Source organism: Nostocoides australiense Ben110 (assembly GCF_001050535.1).
Classification (GTDB): Bacteria; Actinomycetota; Actinomycetes; order Actinomycetales; family Dermatophilaceae; genus Nostocoides_A; species Nostocoides_A australiense.
The window spans coordinates 132,739-146,769 of sequence record NZ_HG764815.1 but is presented as its reverse complement, the minus strand read 5'-3'; the positions used below and the strand labels follow the sequence as shown (position 1 = coordinate 146,769).

General features: G+C 68.3%; 18 protein-coding genes and 1 pseudogene. 12 read left to right on the top strand and 7 right to left on the bottom strand.

Annotated elements, in window-relative coordinates; translation table 11 throughout:
• A pseudogene (locus BN11_RS23305) lies at positions 1–308 on the bottom strand (N-acetyltransferase); the annotation flags it as partial.
• Between the two features lie 28 nt (positions 309–336).
• Between BN11_RS23305 and BN11_RS00690 the strand changes: the two are divergent.
• The 12 genes from BN11_RS00690 to BN11_RS00635 all read left to right on the top strand — a co-directional run bounded on the left by BN11_RS00690 (position 337) and on the right by BN11_RS00635 (position 9,343).
• Positions 337–1,422 (top strand): App1 family protein, encoded by a 1,086-nt coding sequence (locus BN11_RS00690; protein ID WP_048693149.1) that lies wholly within the window; start codon positions 337–339, stop codon positions 1,420–1,422.
• Positions 1,423–1,425: 3 nt separating this feature from the next.
• Positions 1,426–2,286: an Fpg/Nei family DNA glycosylase gene (locus BN11_RS00685; RefSeq protein ID WP_048693146.1), complete on the top strand. Its 861-nt coding sequence runs from the start codon at positions 1,426–1,428 to the stop codon at positions 2,284–2,286.
• 27 nt (positions 2,287–2,313) lie between these two features.
• On the top strand, positions 2,314–3,891 hold the full coding sequence (locus BN11_RS00680; protein ID WP_157043906.1) for a S10 family peptidase: 1,578 nt from the start codon (positions 2,314–2,316) through the stop codon (positions 3,889–3,891).
• 23 nt (positions 3,892–3,914) lie between these two features.
• Positions 3,915–4,376 carry a helix-turn-helix transcriptional regulator gene (locus tag BN11_RS00675; RefSeq protein WP_048693143.1) on the top strand — a complete coding sequence of 154 codons (462 nt, stop codon included), beginning with the start codon at positions 3,915–3,917 and terminating at the stop codon, positions 4,374–4,376.
• 5 nt (positions 4,377–4,381) lie between these two features.
• Entirely contained in the window at positions 4,382–4,792 is a 411-nt protein-coding gene (locus tag BN11_RS00670; protein ID WP_048700519.1) for a VOC family protein, read from the top strand.
• A 5-nt stretch (positions 4,793–4,797) separates the two neighbouring features.
• Positions 4,798–5,238, top strand: coding sequence for an iron chaperone (locus tag BN11_RS00665; protein ID WP_048693141.1), 441 nt, complete (start codon positions 4,798–4,800; stop codon positions 5,236–5,238).
• 51 nt (positions 5,239–5,289) lie between these two features.
• Positions 5,290–5,823 (top strand): DUF3806 domain-containing protein, encoded by a 534-nt coding sequence (locus BN11_RS00660; RefSeq protein ID WP_048693138.1) that lies wholly within the window; start codon positions 5,290–5,292, stop codon positions 5,821–5,823.
• 14 nt (positions 5,824–5,837) lie between these two features.
• On the top strand, positions 5,838–6,236 hold the full coding sequence (locus BN11_RS00655) for a YidH family protein (RefSeq protein WP_048693135.1): 399 nt from the start codon (positions 5,838–5,840) through the stop codon (positions 6,234–6,236).
• A 4-nt stretch (positions 6,237–6,240) separates the two neighbouring features.
• Positions 6,241–6,579 carry a DUF202 domain-containing protein gene (locus BN11_RS00650; RefSeq protein WP_048693133.1) on the top strand — a complete coding sequence of 113 codons (339 nt, stop codon included), beginning with the start codon at positions 6,241–6,243 and terminating at the stop codon, positions 6,577–6,579.
• Between the two features lie 242 nt (positions 6,580–6,821).
• Complete coding sequence (locus BN11_RS00645) at positions 6,822–7,178, top strand: hypothetical protein (protein ID WP_048693130.1); 357 nt, start codon at positions 6,822–6,824, stop codon at positions 7,176–7,178.
• A 45-nt stretch (positions 7,179–7,223) separates the two neighbouring features.
• The gene (locus BN11_RS00640; RefSeq protein ID WP_048693127.1) at positions 7,224–8,009 is read left to right on the top strand and encodes a maleylpyruvate isomerase family mycothiol-dependent enzyme; all 786 of its coding nucleotides are present in this window, start codon (positions 7,224–7,226) and stop codon (positions 8,007–8,009) included.
• Positions 8,010–8,083: 74 nt separating this feature from the next.
• A complete protein-coding gene (locus BN11_RS00635; RefSeq protein WP_048693125.1) occupies positions 8,084–9,343 on the top strand; it encodes an ATP-binding protein in 1,260 nt (419 codons plus the stop codon).
• 136 nt (positions 9,344–9,479) lie between these two features.
• On the opposite strand, the gene BN11_RS22290 is transcribed toward BN11_RS00635, so the two are convergent.
• From BN11_RS22290 to BN11_RS00610, 6 genes are all read right to left on the bottom strand, one after another.
• Positions 9,480–9,647 (bottom strand): hypothetical protein, encoded by a 168-nt coding sequence (locus BN11_RS22290; RefSeq protein WP_157043905.1) that lies wholly within the window; start codon positions 9,645–9,647, stop codon positions 9,480–9,482.
• 147 nt (positions 9,648–9,794) lie between these two features.
• Positions 9,795–10,697, bottom strand: a complete 903-nt coding sequence (locus BN11_RS00630; RefSeq protein ID WP_083433421.1) for a ketopantoate reductase family protein — start codon at positions 10,695–10,697, stop codon at positions 9,795–9,797.
• 109 nt (positions 10,698–10,806) lie between these two features.
• On the bottom strand, positions 10,807–11,142 hold the full coding sequence (locus BN11_RS00625; RefSeq protein ID WP_048693119.1) for a hypothetical protein: 336 nt from the start codon (positions 11,140–11,142) through the stop codon (positions 10,807–10,809).
• A 272-nt stretch (positions 11,143–11,414) separates the two neighbouring features.
• Positions 11,415–11,633: a hypothetical protein gene (locus tag BN11_RS00620; protein WP_157043904.1), complete on the bottom strand. Its 219-nt coding sequence runs from the start codon at positions 11,631–11,633 to the stop codon at positions 11,415–11,417.
• A 154-nt stretch (positions 11,634–11,787) separates the two neighbouring features.
• Positions 11,788–12,762, bottom strand: a complete 975-nt coding sequence (locus BN11_RS00615) for an IS5 family transposase (protein WP_048700517.1) — start codon at positions 12,760–12,762, stop codon at positions 11,788–11,790.
• A 638-nt stretch (positions 12,763–13,400) separates the two neighbouring features.
• Positions 13,401–14,027 carry a response regulator transcription factor gene (locus tag BN11_RS00610; RefSeq protein WP_083433938.1) on the bottom strand — a complete coding sequence of 209 codons (627 nt, stop codon included), beginning with the start codon at positions 14,025–14,027 and terminating at the stop codon, positions 13,401–13,403.
• Positions 14,028–14,031 lie beyond the last annotated feature (4 nt).

Sequence of the window (14,031 nt, the reverse complement as noted above, 5' to 3'; positions counted from 1 at the left end):
GGCTCGCGGCCGCGGCCCGTGCCCACGAGCAGGGCGTCGAGGCAGTCGACCCAGCCGCGCCGACCGGCGACCGCCAGCACCACCTGCGGCAATGTGGCGCCCCCGAATCCGTTGCAGCCCAATGCGTCCAGCCGGTCGCGGTCCAGCTGCCGGTCGGAGCAGACGAAGGCGTGTCCGGTCAGCGCGACGATGGCGCCGACACCGGCATACCACCCCGGCAGGTGGCTCCAGCCGCCGTCGTCGGCGGGCCAGCGGCCGGCGGCGGCATCGCGCAGGATCGCGGCGAGGGGATGTTCGGGGGGAGGCACCGGACCAGCCTCTATTACGCTGAGCGGCATGGCCAAGCCCCACGCCGCGGCGATCGTCGAGGATCGCTGGAACCGCGCGAAGGCCGGCCTGCTGACGCGGCGCGGCTGGGGCGCGCAGGTGGTGCCCTATCCCGGATACGGCAGTGCGACGCAGGCGCGGGTGCTGGCCCGGCTGCTGCTGAGCAAGAGACCGGATGCGACGGAGCCGGACGAGGTCTCGGAGCTGGTCCGCTCGCGCGCGTTCAGCGGGCGGCGCGGCTGGCGTTCCTTCGTCAGCGCTCCCGCGGTGAATGTGCCGGTCAGTGTCACCGTGGGTGAGCGGACGGTGCACACGCGCACGGATCGCTCGGGCCTGCTTGACGTCACGGTCACCGATCACGGTATGCCGCCCGGCTGGCAACCGGTGCGGATCACCGCCCCAGGGACCCAGGAGGCGGAGGCGCACGTGCGCATCGTCGCCGACGACGTCACCTTCGGCATCGTCAGCGATATCGACGACACCGTCATCCGCACGATGCTGCCGCGGCCGATGATCGCCGCGTGGAACACCTTCCTCGTCAACGAAGGCGGACGGACCGCGGTGCCGGGCATGGCGACGATGTACCGCGAATTGCTCGAGGAGCATCCGGGAGCGCCCATCGTGTATGTCTCGACGGGCGCGTGGAATGTCGTGCCGCCCCTGACGCGCTTCCTGCGGGACAAGGGCTTTCCCGCCGGGCCCCTGCTGATGACGGACTGGGGACCGACCAACACCGGGTGGTTCCGCTCCGGCCGCGACCACAAGCGGGCCTGCCTGCATCGCCTCGCCCGCGAACTGCCGTCGATCGAGTGGGTGCTGGTCGGGGACGACGGCCAGCACGACCCGGCCATCTACGGCGAGTTCGCCGAGCAGCGGCCCGAGCGGGTGCGCGCTATCGCGATCCGGCGCCTGTCGGCGACCGAGCAGTTGCTCTCGCACTTCACCCCGCTGGCGCAGGACGAGCTGGGGTCGGCGCGCCGCAAGCTCGACACCGTGCCGATCTGCCGGGCCAGCGACGGCTACGGGCTGCTCCGGCTGCTCAAGGTCGCCCTGGGCCGGCTGCCCATCCCCAGCGATGTCGTCGTGGAGGAGTGACCGATGCCCGAGCTTCCCGAGGTCGAGGCCCTGGTCGAGTTCTTGCGTTCCCGCACAAAGGATTTGGCCGTCGTTGGGGTGGAGGTCGGCTCGATCACCGTGCTGAAGACCTTCAACCCGCCACCGGAGGCCCTGGTCGGCGCGCCGGTGGACGCGGTGTCGCGCTTCGGCAAGTTCATCGACATGGATTGCGGCGGAACGCATCTCATTTTCCATCTCGCTCGGGCCGGCTGGCTGCGATGGTCGGATGCGTTGCCCGCCACCGTGATCCGGCCGGGCAAGTCGCCGATCGCCCTGCGGGTGCGGCTGGACGACGGGTCGGGTTTCGACCTGACCGAGGCCGGGACGAAGAAGCGACTGGCGGCGTATGTGGTCGGCTCGCCGGAGCAGGTGCCGGGCATCGCGTCGCTCGGTCCGGATCCGCTGGATCCCGGTTTCACCGAGCAGGAGTTCACGGCGATCCTGCACGGGCGCCGGGCCCAGATCAAAGGGGTGTTGCGCGACCAGGGCATCATCGCCGGCATCGGCAACGCCTACTCCGACGAGATCCTGCACGTGGCGAAGATGTCGCCCTTCGCGATCGCCGGATCGCTCGACGCGGACGCGGTGGCCCGGCTGTATGAGGCGATGCGCGAAACCCTGGCCGCTGCGGTCTCCGCGGCCTCCGGCAAGCCGGCCGCGGAAGTGAAGGACGCAAAACGGGCGGGGATGCGGGTGCACGGGCGCACCGGGGAGGTCTGCCCGGAGTGCGGCGATGTCGTGCGGGAGGTGTCGTTCGCCGACTCCTCGCTGCAGTACTGCGCCACCTGCCAGACCGGTGGCAAGCCGCTGGCCGACCGGCGCACCTCGAAGTTCCTCAAATAGCCCGCGGAGGGTGGATAGGTTCTCTCCATGGCCGACGACACTCCTTCCGACGCCCCCGCTCAGGCGCCCCCGCCGGCGGTGGCCGGCGATGGGCCGGAGGCGCTCGAGGCACCGGGCGAGGTGACCACGACGGTCACCACGACGACGCAGGCCAAGACCAAGCCGGTGGCGCCGCGCGACGATCTGGTGACCACGCGGCATACCCTCAAGGTGGGGCGGAAGAGCCTGCACTACACCGCCCGCGCGGGGCGCATCGTGCTGCGCGACGAGGTGACCGAGGACGGTGTCTTTCGTGGCCTGAAGCCGCGGGCCGAGATGTTCGTGACGGCCTACACGCTCGACGAGACCGACCCGACCACGCGCCCGATCGCGTTCGTCTTCAACGGCGGCCCGGGGAGCGCGAGCATCTGGTTGCACATGGGCCTGCTCGGGCCCAGGCGCGTGCTGATGGGCGATGTCGGCGACCTCGCGCCGCCGCCATACGGCCTGGCGGACAACCCGCAGAGCCTGCTGACAGAGTGCGACCTGGTCTTCATCGACCCGGTGTCGACCGGCTATTCGCGCGCCGTCGAGGGCGGCAAGGCAGGCGAGTATCACGGCTTCACCAAGGATGTCGAATCGATCGGCCAACTGATCAACTTGTGGGTGACCCGTGAGAAGCGTTGGCTGTCACCGAAATTCGTCATCGGTGAGTCCTATGGCACGCTGCGCGGGACGGCCTTGACCGAGCACCTCCAAAGTCGGTACGGGATGATGCTCAACGGCCTGGTGCTGATCTCCTCCGTCCTCGACCTCGCGTCGATCGACTTCGAGAAACAGCGCAACGACCGGGCCCACGCCCTCTACTTGCCCTTCTATGCGGCCACGGCGCACCTGCACGGCAAGCACGGGCGACGCTCGCGCGATTCCGTTGTGGCGGAGGCGCAGGCGTATGCCGACCGCGACTACCCCTATGTGCTCTCGCAAGGTGCGCGGTTGCCGGCGAAGGAGCGGGCGGAGGCGGTTGTCACCATCGCGCGGCTCGCAGGGCTGAGTGAGGACTATGTCGACCGTGCGGACTTGCGGATCGAGCACTGGCGCTACTTCGGCGAATTGCTCCGCGATCAGCGGCTGACGGTCGGGCGGCTGGACTCCCGTTTCACCGGGCCGGCCGCGAGCGCGATCGCCGAGGAGATGGATGCCGATCCCTTCTTCGACGCCTCCGACGGCGCCTACACGGCCGCCTTCAACCACTACATCCGGGATGAGCTCGACTACGTCAACGACCTTCCCTACCAACGGCTTGCCGAAGAGGTTCATCCGTGGTCCTTCAAGGAGTTCGAAGGCCGGCCGATCGATGTCAGCCCGCAGCTGGAGCGGGCAATGCGCAAGAACCCGCACCTGCTCGTGCACGTGGCCTTCGGCGTCTATGACGGTGCCACGCCGCCGGCCGCCGCGGAGCAGGTCCTGGCCTTGCTGCGGCTGCCCGAGCACCTGCGGGCGAACATCGAGAAGTGCTACTACGACGCCGGACACATGATGTATGTGCACGAGGAGTCGCGGCTGAAGCAGAGTGCGGATCTCGCCGGCTTCGTGCGCCGGGCCAGCCGGCTGACCACGCCCTGACCATCTCGCGACAGACCCTCATCGTGGCCACCGCGGACCAGCAGCGTCTGAAGGATCTCGCGCAATTGCGTCGCGTGCGGGACCGGATCGACCGCGACTACGCGCAGCCCCTCGACGTCGAGGCGCTGGCCCGTGGCGCGAATATGTCTGCGGGACACTTGAGTCGGCAGTTCAAGGCCGCGTTCGGGGAGGCGCTGTACAGCTATCTGATGACCCGGCGGATCGAGCGGGCGATGGCGCTCTTGCGTCGCGGCGACCTGAGTGTCACCGATGTCTGTTTCGCCGTGGGCTTCTCCTCCCTCGGCACCTTCTCGACCCGCTTCTCGGAGCTCGTGGGTATGCCGCCGAGCGCTTATCGCGACCAGGCGGAGGAGGTGGCGGCGAATGGGGTGGAGGCCCACGGCATACCGCCCTGTGTCGCGAAGCGGGTCACGAAACCGGTCAGGAATCAAGAAGCGCCGCCCGGGTTGTGGCCCCTAGCGTGATCGTCATGGACATCACCATTCACCAGAGCTTCCTTCCCCACATCGACCCGGACGAGTCGGTCGCGTTCTATCGCGATGTGCTCGGCTTCGAGGTGCGCGCCGACGTCGGCCAGGGCACCTGGCGCTGGATCACCGTCGGCCCGGCCGGCCAGCCGGACACGGCCATCGTGCTGCAGCCGCCGGTGTGCGATCCGAGCATCAGCGAGGACGAGAAGCGCACGATCTCCGAACTCATGGCCAAGGGCAACTACGCCGGCGTCAACCTCGCCACACCGGACGTCGACGCCGCCTTCAACGAGATCCAGGCCAAAGGCGTCGACGTCGTCCAGGAACCGATCGATCAGCCGTATGGGTTGCGCGACTGCGCTTTTCGCGATCCTGCCGGCAACCTGATCCGTCTGCAGCAGGCAGGGTGAGTGGCATGGCAACCTCCAAGGCGACGAAAGAAGGCGGCTTCACCGCCGAGGAACGCGCGGCGATGAAGGAGCGTGCCGCTGAACTCAAGGCCGATAAGGGCGGCAAGAAGAAGGCCGACGAGTTGCAGAGCCTGCTGGACAAGATCGCCGAGATGCCGGCGGAGGACCGGGTCATCGCCGAGCGGCTGCACGCGCTGATGAGCAAGATCGCGCCCGACCTCGCGGCGAAGACCTGGTACGGCATGCCGGCCTACGCCCGCGACGGCAAGCCGCTGGTCTTCCTGCAGAACGCCGCGAAGTTCGGGACGCGCTATTGCACGCTCGGGTTCCAGGACAACGCGGCTCTCGATGACGGCGACATGTGGCCGACGTCCTTCGCCGTCACGACGTGGAATGACGCCGTCGAGAAGAAGGTCACCGCGCTGGTGAGGAAGGCCGTCGGATGACGACCACCGATTGCCGCGCCACGAGGGCGGACACACCCTAGGCTTTGGGCCATGGCGTGGTTCGGACGCGGCAAGGGTTCGGCTGACGAGGTGGCGGAGGCTGCGGCCGCCGACACGTCGCGATTCCCCACGGCGGACGAGTCGATGATCGACGACGCCGGAATGGGTCCCCTGCGCCCGCGTGACCGCCAGATCGGCGCCAACGAGCAGGCGCGCATCGACGCCGGCCTAGCTGCCCTTGCGGCAGCGGGAGTTTCGGTCGACGACCTCGATGCGCTCGGTGCGGCATACGACCGGGAGTATGCCGAGTGGCACGGCACGCGCAAGGGCAAACGTCCCGATCACGACCTCATCGTCGAGAAGTATGCGATCGGGATCGGCGAGCACCTGGCCCGCACCACCGACTTGCGCTGGCGCATCGTCACCGACGTCTTCGGCACCGACCTCGCGCTGGCGGATCAGAAGGAGGGCGACTTCATCGTCGTCCCCACCAACCTCGTCGCCGCCCGATGGATGCGCACGGAGATCGGGTGGATCCCCGGCGTGGTCCGCCACCTGATCGCGGTGCGCACCGACGCGCGCTGACGGAGGGTGATCCGGTGAGCACGCAGCCCGACACGTCCGGCGAGGGTCGCGAGGGTCGTTTCGAACGGCGCGTGCTCGGCCCGGGGAACGAACCGGATCCGCGGTACAGCCTCGCCAACGAGCGCACCTTTCTCGCGTGGATCCGCACGGCGCTCACGCTGATCGGTGGTGGGGTGGCGATCGAGGCCTTCGCCGGGACCGCGCTGTCCTTCGTCGCCCGCCGCGGGCTGGCGCTGGCCCTGGTGTGTCTGGGTATGCTGCTCGCCGCCGCCTCCTGCTATCGCTGGGTGACCCTGGAGCGGGCGATGCGGCAGGGGAAACCGTTGCCACTCAACCCCGTTGCCCTGGTCCTCGCCGCGGGCGTGACACTGGCCGCGCTGGTGCTAGCCGCCTCGATCGCGGTGCGCGGTTGAAACCGTGAGCGAACGCCAGACGCCGATCCCGCGAGATATCTGGGCTGACGACACCGGACTGGCGCGGGAACGGCTCGACCTGTCCTGGGGCCGGACCCTGCTGGCCGTGATGACCGTGACCGGGCTCTTCCTGCGCTGGCTGCCGGTGCACGGACCGGCCGCCATCATCCCGGTCGTGCTCGGTGTCGGTGCCGGTCTCGGGCTGATGCACTTGCGGCACAACCGACGCCGGGAGATGTTCGCCGGGGAGGGCGACGCCGTTCGCGAAGTCCTCGGTCTCACGGCGATGGTGCTGATCGTCGGCGCCTCGGCGCTGGCCCTCTTCGCTTCGGGGCTGCGCTGACGGCTCATCGGAGACCTGAGCGGGTGCGGGGCGTCGGCGATCGTCGTCGCTGCCCAAGGCACGTCCTGAGCGCAGGGCCCAGCGTCAGGCCTGGGTCGCGGACGACTCCCGATCATCCGTGCCGAACCTCAGCGGCACCGACCGGATGGTGGCCGCCGGCGTGTTCGCCCACATCACACGCGCCCGCTTACGCGTCGTTTTGCCCAGGAACTTTCCTAATGGCATTAGGAGAATTGGGTGGCGTGGGCAAGGTCGAGGAGCGGCGCGGGCGAGCCACCGATGCGATCGTGATGTTCTGGCGGCCGATACCCAATTGGCAGCCGTCGCCCGGCGCGTTCGCGGCAGCCGTCGACGTGATCGCCACGACGACCGGTCTGCTTGGGCAGGCCCAGCTGATCGGTCTCTTGCGCAACGATATTGACCTGGAAGAGGTTGCCCAGGTCCTCGCCGCTCTCATCGCGGGCGTCATCAGCCAACAGCTTTCCAACGAACCAGGGACGGACGCCGTCACCGGCCGGGTCAGCCGCTATGCCGACAGCATCGCGACCATGGTCGTGCGGCACTACGGCGCCGATCCGACCGCAAGGAGCATCCCATGACCACCTCCGTGACCGCCCGCGCCCCCGACCTGCCGCAGACCCGAATTGGCACGCACCGGGCTCATCGCCGAGTATGCCGCCCTGGTCGCCGCCGTCGACGGCCTCACCGCCGAGGAGTGGAAGGCCCCGACCGACTGCACCGGCTGGGCCGTGCTCGACATGCTCGCCCACCTCGCCGGCGCGGCTGAGTGCGCTGTGCGCCCGGTCGCGATGGCGCGGCACTGGAGATATGCCGGGTGGCGCCCCGCGCGCCGCCCGGTCGATTTCGTCGACCACATGTGCGCCTCACAGATCCGCTCACGCAAGGACCTCTCGACGGCCGAGTTGGAGGCCGACCTGCGGCGGTGGGCATCCCAGGCCCCGGCGAAGGGAGCGGGCCGGCCGAGGCTGGTGCGCGGCATACCCGGCCCCGCTGTCGCCGGCCTGCCTCGCGGCGCGCGCGTGAGCAACTTCGTTGACGTCATCTCGATCCGCGACGTGTGGATGCATCGCATCGACATCGCCCGTGCCATCGGTCGGCCGCGGCGGCCAATCACCGTGGCCGAGCCCGAGGCGGTGCGCCAGGTCGTGCGTGACCTCGACATCGAATGGACCTCTCTCGCAATCGACCTCGTCCTCACCGGGCCAGGTGGCGGCGTGTGGCCCGTCGGCGACGGCGAGCCGATCGCTGAGATCACCGAGGACGCAGGAGCCCTCATGCGCCTGCTGTCCGGACGTTCCGACGAGTGCGAGCTGCGCTTCGAGGGGTCGGCGACCGGCAGCCAGCTGTTGCGTGCGGCACGCGTGCTCTGCTGCACCGGGATGCCGACTGCTCGCTGCGGCTTACGGTAGGCGATGTCGACACGCCGATAGCTTTGTCTTGATTCCTCTTCGATTTCCGCTAGAAGGACACATAGAGTCCGATCGTGGACCCGATCAGGAACCCCTACGCCCCTGGCGCCGGCCAACGCCCACCTGAGTTGGCGGGGCGCGATGAGCAGCTGACCCAATTCGACATCGTGCTGCAGCGTGTCGCGAAGGGCCGCCCCGAACGCTCCCTCATCCTGACCGGCCTGCGCGGCGTCGGAAAGACGGTGCTGCTCAACGCCCTTCGCGGTCAAGCCGTCCGAGCAGGCTGGGGCACCGGCAAGTTCGAGGCGAGACCAGATCAGGCCCTCCGGCGCCCGATCGCCGCCGCGGCGCACGTCGCCGTCCGGGAGCTCGGGCATACCCAAAGCGACCAGGTCGACCACGTCCTGGGCGTCGTGAAGTCCTTCGCCCAGCGCGAGACCACCCCCACCGCCAAGCTGCGCGACCGGTGGAACCCGGGCATCGACGCACCCGCGGTGCCCGGCCGCGCGGACTCTGGCGACATCGAGATCGACCTCGTCGAACTGCTCACCGACATCGGCGGGCTGGCCGCCGACCTCGGGCGCGGCATCGGCATCTTCATCGACGAGATGCAGGATCTGCGGCCGGAGGACGTCTCCGCCCTGTGCGCCGCGTGTCACGAGATTTCGCAGAGCTCGCTGCCGGTCATCGTCGTCGGGGCCGGCCTCCCTCACCTACCAGCGGTGCTGTCGGCGTCAAAGTCCTACTCCGAGAGGCTTTTCCGGTATGCCCGCATCGACCGCCTCGACCGCGCTGCAGCCGACGCGGCCCTGTCGGTGCCGGCGGGCGAGGAGGACGCGGCCTTCGAGCCCGACGCACTCGCGGAGATGTATGCCGTGACCGGCGGCTATCCATACTTCATCCAGGCCTACGGCAAGGAGGCCTGGGACCTCGCGCCGGCGAGCCCGATCACCGCCGACGACATCCGCGTCGCGGTCCCCCGCGCCGAGTCCGAGCTGGCCGTCGGCTTCTTCGGCAGCCGCTACGAACGCGCCACCCCCGCCGAACGCGACTACCTGCGCGCGATGGCCGCCGTGGCGCTCGTTGACGCGGATGGCGACCCTGTCGGTGCGCCAAAAGACAGTGGCGAGGCGGAGGCATACGACCCGGCGACGACCACGGAACTCGACGCCGTACTCACCTCCGATGTCGCGAAATGGCTTGGGAAGCAACCGCAATCCCTCTCCCCCGCCCGCGACGCCCTGCTGAAGAAGGGCCTCGTCTACTCCACCGAACGTGGCCGCGTCGCCTTCACCGTCCCGCACTTCGGCCGCTACCTGCGCGAGCACCCGTGATCGCCGACTGTCAATGTCTGTCAACGGCGAGCCATTTTGAGATTTACCCGGGAGTACGAGACGGCGTGAGACAGATCGCGACTTCAGCGGTGGACTTTGAGACACCAGCCGCAGAAATTGAGACGCGGCCGACCTGTCACATCCCCATCTGCCGGTTGATCGCGGTCGCTCCGATCTCGACAGCGAGGTCGCGACCCGCGTTGCCGAGGTAGGCGGCGGTCTTACTGAACCAGCCCTTCCTGTCGGCGGGGAGCGATTCTGGGAAATACTCGCGAGTTCGGGACAGGTGGGACAGATCGGCCACTTCAGCGGCGGATTTTGGGACGAACCCTTCCCCCAGCCTCGACTCGGCGAGGCCGGCTTCAGGTTCCTGGTTGACTCCCCCCTGGACCGATCAGCGGCAGGAGCGCCTTACCTCTCCGCGGCAAAGTAGTGCGTTCCGAGCACCCGCTCAGGTGCCGGCCAAAGGAGCGAGCAGCTGGCGGTAGAGGCCGGGGCCGTGGCCCGCGAGGTCCAGGGCGTGAGCGGCCACGGCCCGCTGTTCGGTGGTTCGGGTCGCGGTGGCATGGGGGAGCATGGACACCTGCACGACGGGTCGTGACAGCTGCGCAGCCCAGTACAGGGCGGCGATCGGCAGGGGCACCCGGCCGAAGATCATCCGCAGGTTGCGCGGTGTGATGCGAGCCCCCTGCGCTTCGAGGGAGTCGAAGGCCTGTCGCATGGCCCGAACCAGCAGGACAGCGCCGCGCACTCGCTGTGATCGCGTCTCCAAGGGCTGCTCCAGGACCAGGGCGGCCATGGCGGCCACGAACACCGTGTGGGTGTCCAACCAGGCGTGCATGTCCGGCTCGGTCCGCAGGTGGGGGTCGATCGCGCCGAGCAGCTGCGACGCGAACTTGGAGCCGGCTGCCCCGCCCTCGACCACGGTGGGCTGCTGCCCCACCCGGTGGGCGGTCACCTGCCCGTCCTTCACGCCGCCGCCCACACCGGAGAAGCACCAGACCAGCCGGTCGCGGCCCAGGCGATCCTCCACGTCACTGCGCAGCTCGAGGGGGTTGGTGAACATCCAGACCCACCCAGCCGGGCTGGCTGCGATGTCGTCCAGGGCCGCAGCCAACTGGTCACCGCGAACGGCGACCAGCAGGACGTCGCAGTCTGTCACTTCCGGTGACTTCGTCACGGCCACGTCGGGCGCAAGGATCCGGCCGTCGAGGCCCACGAGCAGTCCATGGCGGCGCAGGTCGACGAGTCTCGATCCTCGTGCGATCAGGGTGACCTCGTGACCGGCGTCGGCCAGCAGCGCCGCGTAGACCGATCCAACGACACCTGCCCCGAGCACCCTCACACGCGCCATAGTGCGAGCCTATGCGCCAGGAGGACCCAGAAGTGCCGGTGCGCCACCGGCGGCATGTGTGGATGTTCAGCCTGCGGTCCAGATCTTCATCACTGCGGCCACTTGCTCATCAATTCCCTAGGGAGTCGTGCTCGTCGTCGGCGGCCTCGAGGTAGTCCGCCGTGGACCACGGAACGTCAACCAGCTGACCATCGACGTAGGTTTGCAGATGACGCAGGCGGTTGTCCCGAATCCATGCCCGATCCGCGATTGGCCACACCACCGGGAGAAGGAGCCACATCGGAGCGTCCGGAGCTACCTCGAACCCGTGCTCCCTCGCCAGACGAGCGAGCGGAAGGTCGTTCGCGTCGTCACTGTCAACTGGACGGTCGCCGATTTCCTTCGTTCGCTCCCCCCAAAGGAACTGCGCTTCGGGCGAGATGCCCTCCCACGAGTACTCGTTCACGAGGGACAGCCTCTCAGTGACGGTTCCGCGGGTACAGCACCCGCGATGCGGCATGACAGGACGAGTTCGGCCAAGGTGGCGGCGCGACTCCGGGGTCTACTTCCAGCCCTTCTCGAACCCATACGGGACGACCCGTGAATCGCCTTACCGGCTGGACGGCCGCCGAGTGGAGGGTAGCGACTGGCGGCACTTCACGGCGCGGCCGTTTCCCACGCCGATCTTGATACGCACCAACCGCGGCATGACCGGATGGATCATTCGGTGGCGTCGCTTCAGCTGTGATCGTCGTCAGCTCGCCAGGCGATCATTCGTGCCGCGACATCACGCGGCCAGTCGATCGGGTCTCCGCCCTCCTCCGCTTCCTCGATGACCTCGGCGAGCCGTTGAAAGACGGCTTCGGCGGTCACACCCAGCCAACGTTCGGGGTGGTCGCACGCGGCGTCTCTGAGGTCCCAGAAGCTGTCCACGAGTCTGCGCTCAGGGTTGGCCATGCAATGGATCCTAGGGATGCGCTGATGAAAGGACCATTCCGGGCGTGGTTGGTCGGGACCGCCAGGTTTGGGGTCGCGTGCGCGCTCTGGACCTGGGCCGATCAGCCCATGTGGGCGTGTGCGGGGCGGTTGAGGGCAGGCTGACGCCTGGCCGTCAACCCATCAGGGCGACGGCACGTGCCCGCATCAACCAGTTCGCTGAGGCGAACAACACGTTGAGGTGGTTGAGGTTCTTGGCGATCCCGCGGTAGCGGGTCTTGGTGAACCCGAAGTCGCGTTTGACGATGAGGAACGGGTGCTCGACCTTGGCCCGCACCGACGCCTGGCGCGACGCGAGGACCCGGTCGTGGTCGGTCATGGTCTTCAACACGCCCTTACGCGGGGCGACTTGCCACGTGATTCGTGACAGGTCTTCGTTCTCGGCGATCTCGGGCCGCTTGGCTGCTCCTTGGTACCCGGCGTCGGCGTACACAACCTCGTCATCGGCGCGCACCAGGTGCACCGCCTCGTCCAGGTCATGAACGTTCGCCGCGGTCGCCGTCACCGAATGGACGTACCCGGTCCCGGCATCAGCGCCGATGTGGGCCTTCATCCCGAAGAACCACTGGTTGCCCTTCTTCGTCTGATGCATCGCCGGGTCGCGGGTGCCGGTGGCGTTCTTCGTTGACGACGGCGCCGCGATGATCGTGGCGTCGATGATGGACCCGCCCCGCATGATCCAGCCCTGCTGCGCGAACACCTCGTTCTGGGCCGCCAGCAACTTCTCGCCGAGCTGGTGCTCCTCCAACAAGTGCCGGAAGTGCAGCAGCGTCGTGGCGTCCGGGACCTGCTCGACCGCGAAGTCCAACCCCATGAACCGGCGCATCGCGTACGAGTCGTACACCGCGTCCTCCACGCCCTCATCGGAGAGGGAGAACCACACCTGCAGCAGGTACATCCGCAGCATCGTCTCCACCGGCTTGGCCTTACGGCCCCGCTTACCCGCACGATCCGCGTAGTAGAACGGCTCGATCACCGCTACCCACGACGCCCACGGGATCGTGGCGTCCATCGCTTCCAAGAACTTCTCCCGACGCGACACACGCCGCCGGTTGCCGTACTCGATGTCCGTGAAACTGGGCTGATCGATGTCCACGCCCCATCATCCCGAGCCCCCGCCCACCGGACCAGACACCACCCCGACCACCCAAGAAAATCAGCGATTCCCTAGGAGTGAGTCGCGAGATGGCCGGGACGATCGCTCCCGTGCGGTAAGCGGCAGATCCGGGCGTTGTGGTGTCCCTACGAGGCGGCTTCGGGATACTGGCTGGCGTGGTGACGAGGTGGGGTCCGTGGTCAGCGAATCTCTGCAGTACCGCGACGTTCAGACGAAGGTGACGGGGACGAGGGTTCCGCGCGGTTGGGGTTGGCGGCGGAGTACGCCTGGGCGTGCGACTCCTGTCTGCAGACCTTTGCCTACAGAGACGCACCCGATGGGTGGGGCGGCGAGCCTGAGGACTGGCCATTCCCCGACTCGTGAGCAATCGGGTCCGACACTGCGCATCGCGGCAGATGAGGGCGCCGGATCGCTAACTGTCGAGCGCGGCGAAGCTCCATGAGTTGAGCTTGTCGTCCGCATTCTGCTCCTTGTCACCTTTGTCGGTGCACAACCCGCCACGTCCGTCGGCTTGGAGCCCTGGCCCCTTTCACGGGACTGGATCGCGCGCCGGTTGGGGGGTCAAGGACCGCCCGGATGGTCGATGGGTCCTTCCCGCGCCGGTCGTTGGGTCAGTGCGCCTCGAGGTAGCGCAGCACGGCCAGGACGCGGCGGTTGGTCCCTTCGTCGGACAGACCGAGCTTGGTGAACACGGAGCGGATGTGAGCCTCGACGGTCCGCTCGGAGACGACGAGCCTCTCGGCGATCGCTGTGTTCGACAGGCCCTCGGCGACCTGGCCGAGGACGTCGAGCTCACGCTCGGTCAGGTCATCAAGGGCCGACCCCGACCGGGTGAGCACGAGGGCCTGCACCACCGCCGGGTCCAGCGCACTGCCCCCGGTCGCAACGCGCTCTGCGGCGGCTGTGAAGTCGGCCAGGTTGAGCACGCGGTCTTTGAGCAGGTAGCCGAAGCCGGGTGTCCCGACGAGCGGCAGTACGTGGTGTAGCTCGATGTGCTGGCTGAGGAGCAGGAGCCCGAGTTCGGGGTGGCGCGCGCGGAGGGTGGCGGCCGACTTGGCACCGTCGGACTCCATCGCGGGCGGCATCCTCACGTCGATGACGGCCAGATCCGGCTGGTTCCGTTCGACCGCCTCCTGCAGGGCGGTGGCGTCACCGACCGCGTCGAGCACCTCGTGGCCCTTCTCAGCGAGCAGGCGCACGAGCCCCTCACGGAACAGCACCGAGTCGTCTGCCACCACGACG